The sequence below is a fragment of the Acidovorax sp. NO-1 genome (assembly GCF_000238595.1).
Classification (GTDB): domain Bacteria; phylum Pseudomonadota; class Gammaproteobacteria; order Burkholderiales; family Burkholderiaceae_C; genus Acidovorax.
Genome location: NZ_AGTS01000160.1, coordinates 31,773 through 50,288, shown reverse-complemented (window position 1 = coordinate 50,288; position 18,516 = coordinate 31,773). Strand labels below are relative to the sequence as shown.

Genomic DNA, 18,516 nt, shown 5'->3' with positions numbered 1-18,516 from the left:
TTAAGCGTTAGCCCACACGGCTTTCCTCCCGCCAAGGGTGCTGCGTGCACCCTTTATGCGTGCAGGCGGGCGCCGCCTTCTGGCGGCACCCTCGACAGGAGCACACCCATGCAAGAACAACCACATTCCTCCGATCCCCATCCCCTGAGCAACCTGGCGTACGACTGGGTCACCCTGATCCAGAACAAGGCCCAGGCGCTGGTGGCCTATGACCAGTACATCAAGGACGCCGAAGCTGCGGGTGCCGCCGAGTGCGCGGCATTCTTTCGCAAGGTGCACGACGCCGACAAGGCACAACTGGCCGAAGCCAAACAGCACCTGGTGGCCGTGCTGCAGGGCACGATGGGCGGCGGCACCACATCCTGATGGCCTGGGAGCATGTGGGGCTCACACCTCTGGCCATCTGCCCACCCCAGTTTGACCATTCTCAGGGCCGCGTATCGGGCGCCGGGGTGGCAGGCACATCCTGCTCCTCAGCCGCCCGCAGTTGTGCCGCCATCGCCCGCTGGTAGCCGGGCCGCTGCTGCAGACGCTGCCAGTAGGCCTGCGTAGCCGGGCCAAACTGCACATCCAGCCCCAGGTGCTGCGCCAGCAGCAGCGCATACCCCACCGCCACGTCCGCCGCCGTAAACCGGCCTGCGCACAGGTATTCGCTGTGCGCCACGGCCGCCTCTACCGCCCGCAGCCGCGCCAGAAACCAGCGGCTGTAGTCCTCCACCACCTGCGGCTGCTGGCGCTCTGCGGGCTCAAAACGCCCATAGCGCAGCACCAGCGTCTGCGGAAAGGTCAGCGTCGCATCGCTCATGTGCAGCCAGTTCAGGTAGGCGCCATACGCCGGGTGCGTGGGCGCCACATCTAGCCCCGCGTCGGGGTGCGTGGCGGCCAAGTACTGGCACATCGCGGCCGATTCAGTCATGCGGACATCGCCCTGCACCAGCAGCGGCACCGTGCCCTGTGGGTTCTCTTCCAGAAACCACCGGGCTCTGGCGCGCGGTGGGAAGGGGAGCATGTGGAGGGTGTAGGGGAGCTGCAGTTCCTCGAGCATCCACAGGGGACGGAAGGAGCGGGCGCTGATGCAGTGGTGGAGGTGGATCATTGGTCTACTGGGTGGAACGAACTTTGTGCTGCTGTTGTAATTCGGTTTTCAGATTGGCTATCTTTTGACCCTGCGGTGTGCATTGCAGTCCGTTTGGCATGTTCCCGCGCAGCGATGACGACAGGAGCCAGCTTATGTTCAAGCACGCCCCTGTGCTTCGCTTTTGGTGAATCAAGCCAATCGCAAAGCAGTTTCGCTCCCTTGGATGCATTGCAGCCCACACAGCAAAGTGCGATGTTCTCCAGCGTTGTGATGTTGATGTCATTGATGATGTGTTCCCACGAACGCATGGTTGCCCGCTGCGAGCCGAATTCACATCCGCAATAAACGCAGCGTTGGTCGCGCTTCAGCACCGCTTCTTCTATGTGTTTGGGGATGCCCCATTGGTTCGCCATTGGCTCTTCAGAGTAAGTTGCTCTGCCGTCATTGCACCCGCTGAAGTTTCACACACTGGTAGCCCAGCTGCGCCGTTGGTCCTGTGCGCTCTAGACCTGCAATGCTTTCCGAAACTCCGCTGGCGACTGCCCCGTCCACCCGCGAAACGCCCGGATAAAACTCTTCTCGTTCTCAAACCCCGCTGCCTCCGCCACCTGCTTGATGGGCCGTTGCGTGCGGTGCAGCAGCTCTACCGCGCGGGTGCGGCGCACCTCGTCTTTCAGGCCCTGCAGCGTGGCGCGTTCTTCCTTCAGCTGCCGGTGCAGCGTACGCGGCGACACATGCAGCAGGGCGGCCAGCGATTCGGCGCTGTGCTGGGGCAGGGCGTGGGCCGGTTGCCCAGGCAGGGGCGCGCCCAGCAGCTGGCGCACGCGCTGCACCAGCAGGCGGTCGCGGCGGTAGTGCAGCACCGTCAGCGGCAGGGCGTGCTGCAGCATCTGGCGCAGGGCCTGCTCGTCGCGGCGCAGGGGCAGGTGCAGGTAGCGGGCGTCGAAGTGGATGGCGGTGCGTGGCGCGTGGAAGGTGACTGGGCCTCGGAACAGCACGGCGTAGGCATCGGCATGTGGTGGCGCATCGAATGCGAATTCGGCAGCGATGAGCGGAATGCGCGAGTCCACCATCCAGCACGCTAGGCCGTGGGCATTGCGCAGCACGGATACCAGGCAGAACTCGCGCAGCGCGCCCAGGTCGCGTGCCTCGGTGATGGCCAGGGTGGCGGCGTCACCCTGGGTGGTGAGGTGCAGGGCGATGTCGTCCGTCAGCAGGCCGTGGTGGCGGCACCAGCGGGCCAGGGCCACCTGCAGCGTGGGCGAGCTGATGCTGGCACGCGCCAGCATGCCGTAGCTGCCCCAGGGCAGGCGGCGGCTGAACCAGCCCAGGGCTTCGTCGTCCAGCTCCTGCATGGCGGCGTCGGAGATCTGCTCCATCTGCCAGGCGGTGATGCGGGCGCTGTCGTCGGGCAGCAGCTGCGGCGCAATCTGTGCCTGGGCCAAGGCACGTTCGGGGCTCAGGCCGCGCCGCTCGTACGCCAGAACAATGGCACGCACAAAGGCGATGGGCGTTGCGGCAGGGGCAGATGGAGTGGTTGGGAGACGATGGTCGGTAGGGTCGGTGGTCTTCACGCCACAGAGTGTGCCAGCCGTGGCACGATTTGCAACCATTGTGTCCACCCGTCAGGGGTTCAGGCTTCTATGCTTACGGATCGCCCGCCCGCGTTGTCTTGTGGCGTGGGCCGGATGACACAGGAGACAACCCCGTGACGAGTACCGCCGCAACGAACTCCGCACCGCTGGTGGACAGCTACGCCCGTGGCGCCACCGGTGTTCCCCTGATCGAGCAGACCCTCGGCGCCTTCTTTGCCGACATGGTGGCCCGCCAGCCCGAGCGCGAGGCGCTGGTAAGCCGCCACCAGGGGCTGCGCTACACCTACCGCAGCCTGCAGACCGAGGCGCACCGCCTGGCCAGCGCGCTGCTGGGGATGGGCCTGGTGCCCGGCGACCGCGTGGGCATCTGGTCGCACAACAACGCCGAATGGGTGCTGATGCAGCTGGCCACCGCGCAGGTGGGCCTGGTGCTGGTCAACATCAACCCTGCCTACCGCACGTCTGAAGTGGAATACGCCCTGAACAAGGTAGGCTGCAAGCTGCTGGTGACCATGGCGCGTTTCAAGACCAGCGACTACCTGGGCATGCTGCGCGAGCTGGCGCCCGAATGGGCGCACGGCACGCCGGGCCAGCTGGAGGCGCAGCAGCTGCCGCATCTGCACACCGTGGTCTGGATCGACGAGCCTGGCGTGGGTGGCGAAGAGCCGGGCCTGCTGCGCTTTTCCGACCTGATGGCGCGCGGCGATGTGGCCGACCCACGCCTGGCCCAGGTGGCGGCAACGCTCCGAGCCACCGACCCCATCAATATCCAGTTCACCAGCGGCACCACGGGCTTCCCCAAGGGCGCCACGCTGACGCACCGCAACATCCTGAACAACGGCTTCTTCATTGGCGAGTGCATGAAGCTCACGCCCGACGACCGCCTGTGTATCCCCGTGCCGCTGTACCACTGCTTCGGCATGGTGCTGGGCAACCTGGCCTGCCTCACGCATGGCTCTGCCATCGTGTACCCCAACGACGGGTTTGACCCACTGACGGTGCTGCAGACGGTGCAGGACGAGCGCTGCACCGGCTTGCACGGCGTGCCCACCATGTTCATTGCCGAGCTGGACCACCCGCGTTTTGCCGAGTTCGACCTGAGCACGCTGCGCACCGGCATCATGGCTGGCTCACCATGCCCTACCGAGGTGATGAAGCGCGTGGTGGAGCAGATGAACCTGCGCGAGATCACCATTGCCTACGGCATGACCGAGACCAGCCCCGTGAGCTGCCAGAGTGCTACCTCCACGCCGCTGGACAAGCGCGTCTCCACCGTGGGCCAGGTGCAGCCCCATCTGGAGATCAAGATCGTGGACCCGGACACAGGCTCAACAGTGCCCATTGGCCAGCGCGGCGAGTTCTGCACCAAGGGCTATTCGGTGATGCACGGCTACTGGGAAGACGCCGCCAAAACGCAAGAAGCCATCGACGCCGACGGCTGGATGCACACCGGCGACCTGGCCACCATGGATGCCGAGGGCTACGTCAACATCGTGGGCCGCATCAAGGACATGGTGATCCGTGGCGGCGAGAACATCTACCCGCGCGAGATTGAAGAGTTTTTGTACCGCCACCCGCAGGTGCAGGATGTGCAGGTGGTGGGTGTGCCCGACCAGAAATACGGCGAAGAACTCTGCGCCTGGATCATCGCCAAGCCCGGCACCCAGCCCACCGAGGACGATGTCCGCGCCTTCTGCAAGGGCCAGATTGCGCACTACAAGGTGCCGCGCTACATCCGCTTTGTCACCAGCTTTCCGATGACGGTGACGGGCAAGATCCAGAAGTTCAAGATCCGCGACGAGATGAAGGATCTGCTGGGCCTGGAAGAACAAAAGACTGCTTGAAGAGCCACACGTATGACCATTCTCGACACCCAACTCAACGCCCGTTCGGCGGACTTTCTGGCCAACGCGACGGCCATGCGCACGCTGGTGGATGACCTGCGCGCCCAGCTCGACAAGGTCGCCCAGGGCGGCGGCGAAGCCGCCCGCGCCAAGCACACCGCGCGCGGCAAGCTGCTGCCGCGCGAGCGCGTGCAGATGCTGCTGGACCCCGGCACGCCGTTCCTGGAGCTTGCCCCGCTGGCCGCGCTGAACATGTACAACAACGATGCGCCCAGCGCGGGGCTCATCGCGGGCATTGGCCGCGTGAGCGGCGTGGACTGCATGATCGTGTGCAACGACGCCACGGTGAAGGGCGGCACCTACTACCCGCTCACCGTCAAGAAGCACCTGCGCGCGCAAGAGGTGGCACAGCAGAACCACTTGCCGTGCATCTACCTGGTGGACTCGGGCGGCGCCAACCTGCCCAACCAGGACGAGGTATTCCCCGACCGCGACCACTTTGGCCGCATCTTCTTCAACCAGGCCAACATGAGCGCCATGGGCATCTCGCAGATCGCCGTGGTGATGGGCAGCTGTACGGCGGGCGGCGCCTACGTACCGGCGATGAGCGATGAATCGATCATCGTGAAGAACCAGGGCACCATCTTTTTGGGCGGCCCGCCATTGGTCAAGGCCGCCACGGGCGAGGTCGTCACGGCCGAAGACCTGGGCGGCGGCGACGTGCACACGCGCCTGTCCGGCGTGGCCGACCACCTGGCGCAGAACGACCTGCATGCGCTGCAGCTGGCACGCAATGCCATCCGCAATTTGAATAAAAACAAGGCTCCAGCGCCCGCAAATCAAGCGCCAGTAGCTCCTAAATTCGGAGCAGAAGAGTTGTATGGTGTGATCCCCGTGGACACCCGCAAGCCCTTTGACGTGCGCGAGATCATTGCCCGCATCGTCGATGGCAGCGAGTTCGATGAGTTCAAGGCCCGCTACGGCACCACGCTGGTCACCGGCTTTGCGCGCATCGAAGGGATGATGGTCGGCATCATCGCCAACAACGGCATCCTGTTCAGCGAGTCGGCCTTGAAGGGCGCGCACTTCATCGAGCTGTGCTGCCAGCGCAAGATTCCGCTGGTGTTCCTGCAGAACATCACCGGCTTCATGGTGGGCCGCAAGTACGAAAACGAAGGCATTGCCCGGAACGGCGCCAAGATGGTCACGGCCGTGGCCACGGCCAGCGTGCCCAAGTTCACCATCATCATCGGCGGCAGCTTTGGCGCGGGCAACTACGGCATGTGCGGTCGTGCGTACTCACCGCGCTTCTTGTGGATGTGGCCCAACGCGCGCATCAGCGTGATGGGCGGCGACCAGGCCGCCGGGGTGCTGGCCACCGTCAAGCGCGACGGCATCGAGGCCAAGGGTGGGCAGTGGAGCATGGAGGAAGAAGAAGCCTTCAAGGCCCCCATCCGCCGCCAGTATGAGGACCAGGGCCACCCCTACTACGCCACCGCCCGCCTGTGGGACGACGGCGTGATCGACCCCGCAGACACCCGCCGCGTGCTGGCGCTGGGCCTGGCCGCCACGCGCAACGCGCCCATCGAAGACACGAAGTTCGGTTTGTTCCGCATGTGACCCCGCCGGGAGCCGCCATGGACGCTGTTGCCCACTTTACCCAGCTTGCGCGCTACAACGTGTGGGCCACGGCGCGCCTGCTCGATGTCGTGAAGGCGCTGCCGGAAGAGGACTACCGGCGCGATGTGGGCCAGTTTTTCAGAAGCATCCACGGCACGCTCAACCACCTGCTGGTGGGCGAGCACCATCTTTGGTTCGTGCGCTTTGCCGACGGCATCTCGCCCAAGGTGGCGCTGGACGCCGAGCTGGAAAGCGACCGTGCGCGGCTGGACGCCCAGCTGCGCGAAGGCGCTGCCCGCTGGGCGCCGCTGATTGCCTTGTTCAAGCCCGACCGCTGGAACGGCACGCTCGACTACACCACCATGCGAGGCACGGCGGCATCGCTGCCTTTTGCGGCCACACTGGCGCATGTGTTCAACCACGGCACACACCACCGGGGCCAGATCACGGCCGCATTGACCGCGCTGGGCCAGCCTTGCCCCGAGCTGGACCTTGTCTACTTCCTGCAAAACCCGTCCAAGCCATGAGCAGCCAGAACCTTTCTATCACCCAGACCGGCGCCGTGGCGCGCATCACGCTCACGCAGCCCGAGATCCGAAACGCATTCAGCGACGAAGTCATTGCCGAGATCACCGCCGCCTTCACCGATGTGGGCAGCCGCGCTGATGTGCGCGCCGTGGTGCTTGCGGCAGAGGGGCCCGCGTTCTGTGCCGGTGCCAACCTCAACTGGATGCGCCGCATGGCCGACTACACGCGCGACGAGAACATCGCCGACGCGGGCAAGCTGGCCGAGATGCTGCGCGTGATTTATGAATGCCCCAAGCCCACGGTGGCACGCGTGCAGGGCGATGTGTACGCCGGCGGCATGGGCCTGGTGGCCGCGTGCGACATGGCCGTGGCCGTGGACACGGCAGGTTTTTGCCTCAGCGAAGTGAAGCTGGGCCTCATCCCCGCCACCATCAGTCCGTATGTGATCCGTGCCATGGGTGCGCGGGCCGCGCACCGCTATTTCCTCACTGCAGAGCGCTTTGGTGCGGCCGAAGCTTTGCGCGTCGGCTTTGTGCATGAGGTGGTGACTGCCGACCAGCTCGACGCCAAGGTCGATGAGTTGCTCAAGGCACTCACCAGCGCCAGCCCCAACGCCGTGCGTGCGTGCAAGAAGCTCGTCATCGACGTGGCCGAACGCGAGATCAACGCAGGCCTGATCGCCGCTACGGTGCAAGGCATCGCCGAAATCCGTGCCAGCGACGAGGGCAAGGAAGGCGTGCAGTCCTTCCTCAACAAGCGCAAACCCGCCTGGTTGGTATGAAATACCCCCTGAGTCGCTGCGCGCCTCGGTGCCGCCGCCGCAGGCAGCAGCCCTTCGAGGACGTCCAAGCCTGCGCGGGCAGGCTTGGAGCCGCGCCTCTCAGCCCCTCTCTCGCTTCGCGGGAGGGGGACGATGCCCTCGCTGCGGGGCGGCCCTTGCTTGGCATCCCTGGCATGGAGCCACGGCGGTCTCGCACGCCTGAGGCAGGGCTGGACGCGGCGGAGGATTGACGTGGACACGCTCTGGTTCAACATCGTGCAGTGGCTCCACACCGTGGGGCTGCATGTGGATGGCGGCACCGCACGCGCGGTGGGTGACGCAGCAGCCACGGCCACGGCGCAGCTCGACATGCCCAGCCTGCTGGCACTGGCCGCCGCGCTGGGCTGGGCCAGCGGGTTCCGGCTGTATGCGGTGGTGTTTCTGGTCGGGATGATGGGCGTGCTGGGATGGATGCCGCTGCCGCCCGGCCTGGCCATGCTGCAGCACCCTGTGGTGCTGATGGTCAGCGGCTTCATGCTGCTGGTGGAGTTTTTCGCCGACAAGGTGCCCTGGCTGGACAGCGCCTGGGATGCGGTGCACGCCTTCATCCGCGTGCCCGCAGGTGCCGCGCTGGCGTACGGCGTGTTTGGCGCCGACAACGCCACCATGGCGGTGGTGGCCGGGCTGCTGGGGGGCTCCCTCTCGGCCACGGCACTGGCCACCAAGATGACCACGCGGGCGGCCGTGAACACCTCGCCCGAGCCGTTTTCCAACTGGGGCCTGTCGTTCTTTGAAGACGGCCTGGTGGTGGCCGTGGTGTGGCTGGCCACGCAGCACCCGGTGGCGTTTGGCATCGCGCTGGTGGTGATGGTGGCAGTGTCGGTGCTGCTGCTGGTGGTGCTGTTCAGGTTTTTGCGCGCCGTGGTGCGGCGCTTGTCTTCTTTCTTTTCTGGTTCTGCCAAGGTGGCTTAGATGTTTACGAAAATTTTGATTGCCAATCGCGGTGAGATCGCCTGCCGTGTCGCCGCCACGGCCCAGCGTCTGGGTGTGAAGACCGTCGCCGTGTATTCCGACGCCGATGCCAACGCCAAACACGTGGCCGTCTGCGACGAGGCGGTGCACATCGGCGGCAGCGCGCCCAAGGACAGCTACCTGCGCTGGGAACGCATCATCGAGGCCGCCAAGGCCACGGGTGCGCAGGCCATCCACCCTGGCTACGGTTTCCTGAGCGAGAACGAAGACTTCGCCAAGGCCTGTGCCGACGCAGGCCTGGTCTTCATCGGCCCCCCCGCCAGCGCCATCAATGCCATGGGCCTCAAGGCCGAGTCCAAGCGCTTGATGGAGCAGGCACAGGTGCCCCTGGTGCCGGGCTACCACGGTGCCGACCAGGACCCCGCGCTGTTGCAGCGCGAGGCCGACCGCATCGGTTACCCCGTGCTCATCAAGGCCAGCGCCGGTGGCGGTGGCAAGGGCATGCGCGCGGTGGACAAGGCTGAGGACTTTGCCGCGGCGCTCGACTCCTGCAAGCGCGAGGCCATCAACAGCTTTGGCGACGACGCGGTGCTGGTGGAGAAGTACGTGCAGCGCCCGCGCCACATCGAGATCCAGGTGTTTGGCGACACGCACGGCAACTGCGTGTACCTGTTCGAACGCGACTGCTCGGTGCAGCGCCGCCACCAGAAGGTGCTGGAAGAAGCCCCCGCCCCCGGCATGACGCCCGAGCTGCGCGCCCGCATGGGCGAGGCCGCAGTGGCCGCTGCGCGGGCCGTGAACTACGTGGGCGCAGGCACGGTGGAGTTCATCGTCGAGCAGCCCGGCGGCTACGACGCACCCGAGCAGATGAAGTTCTACTTCATGGAAATGAACACCCGCCTGCAGGTGGAGCACCCCGTGACCGAGGCCATCACCGGCCTCGACCTGGTGGAGTGGCAGCTGCGTGTGGCCTCTGGCGAGCCCCTGCCACTGAAGCAGGAAGACCTGCGTATCCACGGCCACGCCATCGAGGCCCGCATTTGCGCCGAGAACCCCGACAACAACTTCTTGCCCGCCACCGGCGCGCTCAACGTGTATGCGCTGCCCGAGTGCGTGACGTTTGAACGCGGCACGGTCCGCGTCGATTCCGGCGTGCGCGAGGGCGATGCCATCAGCCCGTTCTACGACTCCATGGTGGCCAAGCTCATCGTGCACGGCGACACGCGTGCGCAAGCCCTGGCCCGGCTCGATGAGGCGCTGGCGCAGACCCACATCGTGGGGCTGGCAACCAACGTGCAGTTCTTGCGCCGCGTGGCCCGCACCGATTCGTTTGCCCAGGCCAAGCTCGACACCGCTCTCATTCCGCGCGAGCAGGCGGTGCTGTTCCACCAGGAGCCCGTGGGCCTGGCCCTGGCGGCTGCTGCCGCCGTGGCGCAAACGCTGCTGCACGAGCGCGCCAGCGAGGGCGTGGACCCGTTCAGCCGCCGCGATGGTTTCCACACGCATGGCGTGGTGCAGCGGCGCTTCGAGTTTGAATTTGGCGACGAACATGCCAAGGCGCTGCTGACTTACGAGCGCAGCGGCAGCCTGCACCTGAAAGTGGGCGAGGGCGATACCGCCGTGGCCGGGCCCCTGGTGTTCAGCACCTTGGCGCAAGGCATCGAGCTGCAGTTCGCGGGCCAGCGCACCCGCGTCGCCGTGTATGCCCAAGGCGAGGTGGACCATGTCTTCACCCCGCTGGGCGCCACACAGATCACGTCCATCGACCTGCTGGCCCACTCGGGCGAGGCCGCGGCCGAAGGCGGGCGCCTGACCGCCCCCATGCCGGGCAAGGTGGTGTCGTTTGCCGTGAAGGCGGGCGATGCCGTGACCAAGGGCCAGGCCCTGGCCGTGATGGAAGCCATGAAGATGGAGCACACCATTGCCGCCCCGGCCGATGGCGTAGTGCAGGAACTGCTCTACGCGCCCGGCGACCAGGTGACCGAAGGGGCCGAGCTGCTCATGCTTTCCGCTGCGTGAAAGCATGCAGCGGCATGGCGCGGTACGCTCGGCAGCCATGAAAATCACTTTTTGCTGTACCGACACCAAGGCCGAGCCCTGGCTGCAGGGCCTGGCGGCCGCTTTGCCCGACGCCGAGATTTCCGTGTGGCAGCCGGGCGCGCCACAGGCCGACTACGCCGTGGTCTGGGCCCCGCCCCAGCAGTTCATGGACGAGCAGGCTGGCCTCAAGGCCCTGTTCAACATCGGTGCGGGCGTGGACGCGCTGCTCAAGCTGCGACTGCCGCCGCAGGCGCTGGTGGTGCGCCTGGATGACGCGGGCATGGCGGTGCAGATGGCCGAATATGTGTGCCACGCGGTCATCCGCCACTTTCGCGAATTCGATGGCTACGAGGCCGACATGGCGGCCGGGCGCTGGGGCTACCGCAAGCCTCGCCTGCGCAGCGATTACCCCATCGGCATCATGGGCCTGGGCGTGCTGGGCGAGCGCGTAGCCAAGGCGCTGGCGCAGTTTGACTTTCCCGTCAACGGCTGGAGCCGCAGCCCCAAGGCCATCGAGGGTGTGCGCGCCTTCACCGGTGCGGAGCAATTCAACGACTTTCTGGCGGCCAGCCGGGTGCTGGTCAACCTGCTGCCACTCACGCCTGACACGGCCAACGTGATCAACAAGGACTCCCTCGCGCGACTTCTGCCGGGCGCCTATGTGATCAACGTGGCGCGCGGCGCGCACCTGGTGGACGAAGACCTGCTGGCCGCCATCGAAGGCGGCCATGTGGCTGGTGCCACGCTCGATGTGTTCCGCACCGAGCCGCTGCCCGCTGGCCATGCCTTCTGGAACCACCCGCGCATCACCATCACCCCGCACACCTCGGCGCGCACGCTGCGCGACGAAAGTATTGCCCAGATCGCGCGCAAGATCGCCGCGCTGCAGCGGGGCGAGGCGGTGGCGGGCGTGGTGGACGCGGGGCGCGGCTACTGAAGGCTCAGCCCCCTGCAGGCTGCACGGACAATCGCAGACTTATGACAACCACCATCAGCACTTCGACCGTTCGGCGTTTCTTTGGCCTTCTCGGCTGGATTCTTCTGGTCCCCAGCGTGCTCTCGGCGCTGGGCGCTGCCTGGATGCTGACTTCGGGCCTGGGCATGCTGGGCGGCACGCACACGGCCGCAGGCCGCGTGGTGGCGCACCAGGATGTGACCGTGGGTACGTCCACCCGCCGCGGATTCGCCCGGCACAGCATCGTCGATTTTGTCGCGGCCGACGGGCGCACGCACCGTTTCACCGACGGGGTAGCCCGTCGGAACCAGGCGGTGCACGACATCGGCGAGACCGTCACCGTGCGCTACGACGCCAAGGATCCGTCGCGCGCCGAGATCGGCAGTTCCACCACCTTTAAAGTGCTGGGCGGCGGCGTGCTGCTGCTGTTCAGCGGCGTTGGCGTCCTGGTGGGCTGGGTGCTGTTGCGCTTGCGAAGCAAGGCCGGCGCCGTTGCGGCCCACGCCACCTCCGATTGACAGAGCGCATTGCCCAGCCCCATCTTTTGACGAAAGCAGTCCCATGACCAGCAGCATTCCTTCCCGCGTACACCTCATCGACGTCGGCCCCCGCGACGGTCTGCAGAATGAAAAGACCCCGGTGCCCGCCGCCGTCAAGGTCGAGCTGGTGCACCGCCTGCAGCAGGCGGGGCTCAAAGAGATCGAGGTCACCAGTTACGTGAGCCCGAAGTGGGTGCCGCAGATGGCCGACAACCACGAGGTGATGGCGGGCATTGCACGCCAGAGCGGCGTGGCCTACTCGGTGCTCACGCCCAACCTCAAGGGTTTTGAAGCGGCCGTGCTCGACAAGCCCGACGAAATCGTGGTGTTCGGCTCGGCCAGCGAGGCCTTCAGCCAGCGCAACATCAACTGCAGCATTGCCGAGAGCATCGAGCGCTTCGCGCCTGTGGTGCAAGCCGCGCTGGCCGCAGGCATCCGCGTGCGCGGGGCCATGAGCTGCACGGTGGGCTGCCCCTACGAGGGCGAGATCGCGCCCGAGCGGGTGGCCTACCTGGCCAGCCTGCTCAAGGGCATTGGCGTGCAGCGCGTGGATGTGGCCGACACCATTGGCGTGGGCACGCCGCGCAGGGTGCAGAAGGCGCTGGAGGCCACGCTGCAGCACTTTGGTATCGACGATGTGTCGGGCCACTTCCACGACACCTATGGCCAGGCGCTTTCGAACACGCTGGCGGCGCTGGAGCTGGGGGTGTGGAACTACCAGTCGTCCGTGGCCGGGCTGGGCGGCTGCCCGTACGCCAAGGGCGCGACGGGCAATGTGGCGACGGAGGATGTGGTCTACATGCTGCAGGGCATGGGCATCGACACGGGCATCGACCTTGATAAGCTCATCGATGCGGGCGCGTACATCAGTGATTTCCTCGGCCGCAAACCCCATTCCCGGGCAGCCAATGCGCTGCTCACAAAGCGCGCCGGGTGAACCCGTCCAGCGCAGGAGAAAACACCGTGTGTGGAGCTGAACTGAAACCCCTGCCCGAAGGCGTGCAACGCGTGGCCGCGGCGCTGGAATCGCTGGGCCACCCGCACCGCCCGCAGATGCTTCATGATGCCGCGCGCACTGCCCAGCAGGCGGCCGATGCGCTGGGCATTGCCGTGGGGCAGATCGCCAAGAGCATCATCTTTCGCCGCAAGGCCGACGATGTGGCCGTGCTGGTGGTCACCTCGGGCGACCGGCGGGTGGACGAGAAGAAGGTCGAGGCCCATGTGGGCAGCAAGATCGGCCGCGCCGATGCCGAGTTTGTGAAAAGCCGCACGGGCTTTTCCATTGGCGGCGTGGCGCCCCTGGCGCATGCCACGCCGCCCGTCACGCTGATCGACCAGGACCTGCTGCGCTTTGACGTGGTGTGGGCGGCCGCAGGGCACCCCCACGGCGTGTTTGCACTGCACCCCAGCGATCTGCAGCGGCTCACGGGCGCACCTGTGGTGGATGTGGTGCAGGTGCCTGCGAACGGGCCAGCGGCATGAATGCTATTGATTTGCTAGCTGCTCGCGCTTTACAGATAAGCGCTGAGGGCCATTTTGATGCTGAAAGCGACCTGGCGGTACCCTCGCCGTGCATCTCGGTGTGCCGCATGTCGCCCGACCGCAGCCACTGCGAAGGCTGCTTCCGGTCGCTGGACGAGATCCGCATCTGGTCCGGTGCCGACGCCCACCAGCGCCGCGGCATCTGGCAGCAGCTGCTGAACCGGGCGAGCATCGCCTTGCCGATGGAGAAGGACCCTTCATGAAACACATCACGTTCTATCTCGATTTTGTCTCGCCCTATGCGTGGCTGGCATTCGAGCGGCTTCCCGAGGTGCTGGAGGGCCTGAGCTACAGCGTGGCCTACCAGCCCGTGCTGCTGGGGGCTTTGCTGCAGCAGCATGGCAACCCGGGCCCGGCGGGCATTGCGCCGAAACGCGACTGGACCTACCGCCACGTCACCTGGCTGGGCCATGCGCAAGGCACGCCGCTCGCGATGCCGGCTCGCCACCCGTTCAACCCCCTGCCGCTGTTGCGTCTGGCGCTGGCCTGCAGCGACGACGGTTCCATCAACCGGTTTGTGGCGGGGACGGTGCTGCGCCATGTCTGGCAGGGCGGGCACGACGCGCTCGACGCCCAGCGGCTGGCCGAGCTTGCCACGGAGCTGGCCGAGCAGATCCGGCCCGGGCAGGACGCGAACAGCGACGCGCCCAAGGCCCTGCTGCGCGCCAACACCGAAGCCGCGCAGGCCGGCGGCGTGTTTGGCGTGCCCGCTTTTGCGGTGGACGGCAAATTGTTCTGGGGGCTCGACGGTCTTCCCATGCTGCGCGCGTACCTGGAGGGTGACGCCTGGTTTGCCGGCAGCGACTGGGACAGCGCGCCGCGCGTGCCCTCCGGGCTTGCGCCCAAGGCGGGCTGACGCGCCACCTGCTGCCGTCTTCGGGCGGCGTGGTGCGCGCGCCGCACCGCCGGGCTTTGTCTGTGCCGTCTGCGGTCGCGGTGTGCCGCTGTCAGAACAGGGTCAGTGAGCGCTCCAAGAATGGGCGGACGTCGGTGTGCACCACCGGGCCCCGTGCCCGGTGAGGTGGCTCCGATCACAACAACAGATCGCCCCTTTCCGGAGACAAACCGCCATGGCCGACGCCGCCTCCGCCCGCGCCATGACGCGGGAGGAAAGAAAAGTCGTCTTCGCGTCGTCGCTCGGCACCGTGTTCGAGTGGTATGACTTCTACCTGTATGGCGCGCTGGCGGCCATCATTGCGCGGCAGTTCTTCAGCCCGCTCGATGCGGGCTCGGCGTTCATCTTTGCGTTGCTGGCGTTTGCTGCGGGCTTCATCGTGCGGCCTTTCGGGGCGCTGCTGTTCGGGTGGCTGGGCGACATCATCGGGCGTAAGTACACCTTCCTGGTCACCATGCTCATCATGGGGCTGTCCACTTTCATCGTGGGCATCCTTCCGACCTACGACAGCATCGGCGTGGCCGCGCCCGTCATCCTGATCGGCCTGCGGCTGCTGCAGGGCCTGGCGATGGGCGGGGAGTACACGGGCGCTGCGATCTATGTGGCCGAGCATGCGCCGCACGGACGGCGCGGTGCCTACACCGCGTGGATCCAGACCACGGCCACGCTGGGGCTGCTGATGTCGTTGCTGGTGATTCTGGGCACCCGCACGCTGGTGGGCGAAGGTGCTTTCGCGCAGTGGGGCTGGCGCATACCGTTTCTGGTGTCGATCGTGCTGCTGGGGGTGTCGGTGTGGATACGGCTGTCGCTGGACGAGTCGCCCGCGTTCCGGCGCATGAAGGCGCAGGGGCGCACCTCGGTGGCGCCGGTGTCGGAATCGTTTGGCCGCTGGGCGAACCTGCGGGTGGCGCTGCTGGCGCTGGTGGGGCTGACGGCGGGGCAGGCAGTGGTCTGGTACACCGGGCAGTTCTATGCGCTGTTCTTTCTGACACAGCAACTGCAGGTCGATGCCACCACGGCGCAGCTCATGGTGGCTGCGGCACTCGTCATCGGCATGCCGTTCTTCATCGTTTTTGGCGCGCTGTCCGACCGGTGGGGGCGCAAACCCATCATCATGCTGGGCTGCGTGCTGGCGGCGGCCACCTATTTTCCGGCGTTCAAGGCGCTGGCCTGGGCGGCCAATCCTGCACTGGTTGATGCGCAGGCCCGCAGCAGTGTGGTGGTTGTGGCAGACCCGCAGGGCTGCTCGTTCCAGTTCAACCCCACCGGCGCATCGCGGTTCACCACCCCTTGCGACATGGCCAAGCGCATCCTCGCCAGCTACTCGGTGAGCTACCAGACAGACCCCACCGGCCAACCCGGGCAGGCCGTGGTCCGCATCGGCGCCACCGACATCCCCGCGCCACCTGCGCAAGGCCAGGCGCCCGACGAGGCCCGGCGTGCGGCCGCCAGCTTCCGCCAGGCGGTAGACCGCGCGCTGGCCCTGCACGGATACCCCACGCAGGCCGACCCGGAGCGCATCCACGCGCCGCTGGTGGTGGCCATCCTCAGCTACCTCATGGTGCTGGTGGCCATGGTCTATGGCCCCCTGGCCGCCATGCTGGTGGAAATGTTTCCAACCCGCATCCGCTACACCTCGATGAGCCTGCCCTACCACCTGGGCAACGGCTGGTTTGGCGGCCTGCTGCCCCCGATGTCGTTCGCCATTGCGGCGCAGACGGGCGACATCTACAGCGGTCTGTGGTACCCGGTCGTCATCGCCGGGCTGACGGCGCTGTGTGGAACCTTGCTGCTGCGCGAAACGCGGAACGTGGACATTCACGCGCCCGACCGGCCCCACGGCCCACACAGGTCGGGCAGGTAACAACCCTGTCGCGCGCACCCTGCGGGGCTGCAACAATGGGCGCTGCCAAAGCTTGCACGGACCCTTGCCATGACACCGTCCCCTGACCTCCGCCCCCGCCTGCAGACCCTGCTGGCCGGCCATCGCATCTGGGGCCAGCTGGACACGGGCGCGCTGCAGTCCCTGGCGGCGCAGTGGCGCGTCGAGCCCATGCGGCAGGGCGAGCGCCTGCTGTCCCAGGGGCGCCTGCACAGCCGGCTGGGCCTGGTGGTGGAGGGCGGGGTGGATTTGTCCGACCCCGACCTGGACATCCTCGTGCACCTGCACCCGTCCGACATGTTCGGCTTTGGGGCCACACCCTCGCAGCACCTGAACACCCTGCAGGCCACCGTGGCGGCCGATGGCGTCGTGGCCTGGCTGGACACGGCGGCCGTGGTGGCGGTGTGCCGCGACCACGCCGCGCTGACGTACCACTTTCCGTCGCTGCCCGCCCCGGCATCGCTCGTCACGACCGAACGCGATTCCCAGGGCGTGCTGACGCTGCTGAACTCTCCCGTGCGCACGCTGATCAAGCGCGACCCCATCGCGTTGCCGCCGCACACCAGCATCCGCGCGGGGGCGCAGCAGATGCGTGAGCTGCGGGTGTCGTCGGTGCTGCTGGTAGAGCAGGGCCATCTGTTCGGGCTGGTGACCGACCGGGATCTGCGCAACCGCGTGGTGGCCCAGGGCCTCGACATCGACCGCCCGATGTCCGACATTGCCACGCTGGCCCCCATGACGCTGCAGGCGCAGAGCCCGGCGTTTGACGCCCTGCTGCTGATGGCCCGCCACAACGTGCACCATGTGCCGGTGATGGACGGCGACAGGGTCATCGGCATGATCACCGCCACCGATCTGACCGAGCAGCACAGCTCCTCGGCCGTCTACCTGGCCGGCGATGTGTACAAGCAGACGGCGCTGGACGGGCTGGTGCGCGCCAGCGCCAAGGTCAAGCTCTTGCAGCAGCACCTGGCGGCGGCCGACGCCAGCGCCTACAGCACCGGGCACATCGTCACCACCATCACGGACGCGCTCACCGTGCGGCTCATCCAGCTGGCCGAGGCGCAGCTGGGCCCGCCCCCGGTGGACTACGTGTGGGTGGCCGCCGGTTCGCAGGCGCGCAGCGAGCAGACTGCCAAGTCCGACCAGGACAACTGCCTGGTGCTGGACGACCGCTATGACGAGGCGCTGCACGGCGAGTACTTTGGCGCCCTGTCACGCCTGGTGTGCGACGGGCTCGCCGCCTGCGGCTACATCCACTGCCCTGGCGGCATCATGGCCATGACCGACAAGTGGCGCCAGCCCCACAGCCGCTGGGCCGCGTACTTCCGTCAGTGGGTGGACAAGCCCGAGCCCATGGCGCTGATGCTGACCTGCGTGTTTTTCGATCTGCGTGCCATCCATGGCAAGGCCGAGCTGCTCGAATCCCTGCGCACCCAGGTGCTGCAGCGCACGCGCGGCAACAGCCTGTTTCTGGCGCACATGGTGGGCAATGCGCTCAAGCACCGGCCTCCGCTCGGGCTGTTTGGCACCATCTCGCGCATCCGCAGCGGCGAGAATGCGGGCACCATCGACCTCAAGCACAGCGGTATCGTGCCCATCGTCGATCTGGCGCGGGTGTACGCGCTGGCCGGTGGCATTGCTGCGGTCAACACACACGACCGGCTGGAGGTGGCATCGGCGGCGGGCGAGGTGAGCGCCCAAAGCGCACGCGACCTGCGTGATGCGCTGGAATTCCTCTCCAAGCTGCGCATCGCGCACCAGGCGCGGCAGATGGGGCAGGGGGAGGCGCCGGACAACTTCTTGGCGCTCGAAGAGCTGTCCAACTTCGAGCGCAGCCACCTGAAGGAGGCGTTTTCGGTGGTGCAGACGTTGCAGGGGGTGCTGGGGCAGCGGTATCAGACGGGGCGGTATTGAGCACTTCGCCGTGTGGCCCGTTGCTGCTGCTTGGGTTGGACCCGAGGCACATGCACCTTGAACGTTCGGGTTGAGCTTGTCGAAGCCTGGGCTGGCTGGCTTGAAAGGCGTGCTGGTGCTGAGGGCGGGGGCCGGGATTCGCCCCGGCGGGCGAGGTACTTTTCTTTGCTTCGCCAAAGAAAAGTACCCAAAAGAAAGGCGACCCCCAGTCTGCGACCCCTTCGCTGTGCGAAGGGGCAAACCTGCGTCGGGGTGGTGGCGGGGTGCGCCGTGGAACTCGCTTTGCGCTGCGCGCGCCGCTCGGACAACCACGGCGAGTCAGATTACGAGGCATGCGCGCTCCGACGCG

At 66.8% G+C, this 18,516-nt stretch carries 18 protein-coding genes; 15 read left to right on the top strand and 3 right to left on the bottom strand.

What is annotated here, in order from left to right; all coding sequences use genetic code 11:
- The first annotated feature begins 108 nt into the window (after nucleotides 1-108).
- The gene (locus tag KYG_RS23100; RefSeq protein ID WP_008907360.1) at nucleotides 109-366 is read left to right on the top strand and encodes a hypothetical protein; all 258 of its coding nucleotides are present in this window, start codon (nucleotides 109-111) and stop codon (nucleotides 364-366) included.
- A 61-nt stretch (nucleotides 367-427) separates the two neighbouring features.
- Here the strand turns inward: KYG_RS23100 and KYG_RS23095 are convergent, their stop codons facing one another.
- The 3 genes from KYG_RS23095 to KYG_RS23085 form a co-directional block, all read right to left on the bottom strand.
- Entirely contained in the window at nucleotides 428-1,096 is a 669-nt protein-coding gene (locus tag KYG_RS23095; protein ID WP_008907359.1) for a glutathione S-transferase family protein, read from the bottom strand.
- Nucleotides 1,093-1,491 (bottom strand): HNH endonuclease, encoded by a 399-nt coding sequence (locus KYG_RS24155; RefSeq protein WP_202798352.1) that lies wholly within the window; start codon nucleotides 1,489-1,491, stop codon nucleotides 1,093-1,095. The genes KYG_RS23095 and KYG_RS24155 overlap by 4 nt, the downstream gene beginning before the upstream one ends.
- A 90-nt stretch (nucleotides 1,492-1,581) precedes the next feature.
- Nucleotides 1,582-2,691 carry an AraC family transcriptional regulator gene (locus KYG_RS23085; RefSeq protein ID WP_034696009.1) on the bottom strand — a complete coding sequence of 370 codons (1,110 nt, stop codon included), beginning with the start codon at nucleotides 2,689-2,691 and terminating at the stop codon, nucleotides 1,582-1,584.
- Nucleotides 2,692-2,786: 95 nt separating this feature from the next.
- Between KYG_RS23085 and KYG_RS23080 the strand changes: the two genes are divergently transcribed.
- From KYG_RS23080 to KYG_RS23010, 14 genes are all read left to right on the top strand, one after another.
- Entirely contained in the window at nucleotides 2,787-4,517 is a 1,731-nt protein-coding gene (locus KYG_RS23080; RefSeq protein ID WP_008907357.1) for an AMP-binding protein, read from the top strand.
- A 12-nt stretch (nucleotides 4,518-4,529) separates the two neighbouring features.
- Nucleotides 4,530-6,137 (top strand): carboxyl transferase domain-containing protein, encoded by a 1,608-nt coding sequence (locus KYG_RS23075; RefSeq protein ID WP_008907356.1) that lies wholly within the window; start codon nucleotides 4,530-4,532, stop codon nucleotides 6,135-6,137.
- A gap of 17 nt (nucleotides 6,138-6,154) precedes the next feature.
- The gene (locus KYG_RS23070; protein ID WP_008907355.1) at nucleotides 6,155-6,664 is read left to right on the top strand and encodes a DinB family protein; all 510 of its coding nucleotides are present in this window, start codon (nucleotides 6,155-6,157) and stop codon (nucleotides 6,662-6,664) included.
- Nucleotides 6,661-7,446, top strand: a complete 786-nt coding sequence (locus tag KYG_RS23065) for an enoyl-CoA hydratase/isomerase family protein (protein WP_008907354.1) — start codon at nucleotides 6,661-6,663, stop codon at nucleotides 7,444-7,446. The genes KYG_RS23070 and KYG_RS23065 overlap by 4 nt, the downstream gene beginning before the upstream one ends.
- Before the next feature lie 231 nt (nucleotides 7,447-7,677).
- Entirely contained in the window at nucleotides 7,678-8,397 is a 720-nt protein-coding gene (locus KYG_RS23055) for a DUF4126 domain-containing protein (protein WP_008907353.1), read from the top strand.
- Nucleotides 8,398-10,416 carry an acetyl/propionyl/methylcrotonyl-CoA carboxylase subunit alpha gene (locus KYG_RS23050; RefSeq protein ID WP_008907352.1) on the top strand — a complete coding sequence of 673 codons (2,019 nt, stop codon included), beginning with the start codon at nucleotides 8,398-8,400 and terminating at the stop codon, nucleotides 10,414-10,416.
- Nucleotides 10,417-10,453: 37 nt separating this feature from the next.
- Complete coding sequence (locus KYG_RS23045) at nucleotides 10,454-11,374, top strand: glyoxylate/hydroxypyruvate reductase A (protein WP_008907351.1); 921 nt, start codon at nucleotides 10,454-10,456, stop codon at nucleotides 11,372-11,374.
- 41 nt (nucleotides 11,375-11,415) lie between these two features.
- Entirely contained in the window at nucleotides 11,416-11,910 is a 495-nt protein-coding gene (locus KYG_RS23040; protein WP_008907350.1) for a DUF3592 domain-containing protein, read from the top strand.
- 43 nt (nucleotides 11,911-11,953) lie between these two features.
- Nucleotides 11,954-12,868 carry a hydroxymethylglutaryl-CoA lyase gene (locus KYG_RS23035; RefSeq protein ID WP_008907349.1) on the top strand — a complete coding sequence of 305 codons (915 nt, stop codon included), beginning with the start codon at nucleotides 11,954-11,956 and terminating at the stop codon, nucleotides 12,866-12,868.
- Nucleotides 12,869-12,894: 26 nt separating this feature from the next.
- Nucleotides 12,895-13,413: a YbaK/EbsC family protein gene (locus KYG_RS23030; RefSeq protein ID WP_008907348.1), complete on the top strand. Its 519-nt coding sequence runs from the start codon at nucleotides 12,895-12,897 to the stop codon at nucleotides 13,411-13,413.
- A complete protein-coding gene (locus tag KYG_RS23025; RefSeq protein ID WP_034696006.1) occupies nucleotides 13,410-13,676 on the top strand; it encodes a DUF1289 domain-containing protein in 267 nt (88 codons plus the stop codon). Before KYG_RS23030 ends, KYG_RS23025 begins: the two co-directional genes overlap by 4 nt.
- Complete coding sequence (locus KYG_RS23020; RefSeq protein ID WP_008907346.1) at nucleotides 13,673-14,329, top strand: 2-hydroxychromene-2-carboxylate isomerase; 657 nt, start codon at nucleotides 13,673-13,675, stop codon at nucleotides 14,327-14,329. Before KYG_RS23025 ends, KYG_RS23020 begins: the two co-directional genes overlap by 4 nt.
- Nucleotides 14,330-14,543: 214 nt before the next feature.
- Entirely contained in the window at nucleotides 14,544-16,232 is a 1,689-nt protein-coding gene (locus KYG_RS23015; RefSeq protein WP_008907345.1) for an MFS transporter, read from the top strand.
- Between the two features lie 69 nt (nucleotides 16,233-16,301).
- The gene (locus KYG_RS23010; RefSeq protein ID WP_008907344.1) at nucleotides 16,302-18,167 is read left to right on the top strand and encodes a putative nucleotidyltransferase substrate binding domain-containing protein; all 1,866 of its coding nucleotides are present in this window, start codon (nucleotides 16,302-16,304) and stop codon (nucleotides 18,165-18,167) included.
- Nucleotides 18,168-18,516 lie beyond the last annotated feature (349 nt).